Origin of the sequence: Achromobacter sp. SIMBA_011 (assembly GCF_046535435.1) — a bacterium.
GTDB classification, from domain to species: Bacteria; Pseudomonadota; Gammaproteobacteria; order Burkholderiales; family Burkholderiaceae_B; genus Achromobacter; species Achromobacter dolens.
In genome coordinates, this window is the sequence record NZ_JAWRWN010000667.1 from 1 (window position 1) to 262 (window position 262).

Genomic DNA, 262 nt, shown 5'->3' on the forward strand with positions numbered 1-262 from the left:
GCCTCTACTCGCCGCCGCCGCCGCTCGGCGAACTCGTCGCCATGCTCGACCGCAGCGACGAAGGCCGCCTCATGCTCGACTACATGAACCGCGACTGCCTCGATCTCGTCAATCAACTCTACGAGAGCGACAAGATCAAGATTCATCTGCTGCGTCTCGTGAGCGAAAACCTGCAGGCGCCCAACGAACTCGGCACCGGCATGGGCGTGCTGCTGATGCCCGGCATCATCCATACGTACGGCGTTTCGCAGCCGATCGGCGG

At 63.0% G+C, this 262-nt stretch carries 1 pseudogene; it reads left to right on the top strand.

Features of this window, described 5'->3' with window-relative positions:
- A pseudogene (locus tag SB816_RS32635) lies at positions 1 to 262 on the top strand (NAD(P)/FAD-dependent oxidoreductase); the annotation flags it as partial.